The 459-nt window shown below is 41.6% G+C and carries 1 protein-coding gene; it reads right to left on the reverse strand.

Features of this window, described 5'->3' with window-relative positions; genetic code table 11:
* Positions 1-459 (reverse strand): flagellin hook IN motif-containing protein (locus tag CCZ01_RS10070; RefSeq protein WP_275542668.1); only part of this gene is annotated, 459 nt, incomplete at both ends.

Raw genomic sequence — 459 nt, forward strand, 5'->3', positions numbered from 1 at the left:
TGCACGAACAGAATCAAGTTGTCTAATCGCAGATTCAGCAATATTCATCACCGCCATTGCACCAAAGAGTGTTGTTACACCAGCAGTGATACCATTTGCGTTGTCTATACCAATCATTGCGTTTGCATTTGCACCAATCGCTGAAGCGACATCGTTACTAAATGCATTCTTAGTTCCTCTTAAGTTTTGTGTTGTTTGTGCAACATCACCTGTGAAACCAACCAATGAAACACCTACACCACTTAACTTAATATCGCTTGAGTCTGTTCGATTCAAGCTTAAGCGACCAACATGCACACCACCACTAGAGATACCCATGATACCCATAAATGCTTCAGCAGTACCACCAGCACCAGCTACACTTCCTGTAACCATAATCGCACGACCATCAGTAGAAGTTAAATTCAAACGACCATTTGCATCAATAGAAGCTTGAACACCTGTTTCTTCTTTCTTAGA

The organism is Helicobacter monodelphidis, assembly GCF_003288845.1.
GTDB lineage: Bacteria > Campylobacterota > Campylobacteria > Campylobacterales > Helicobacteraceae > NHYN01.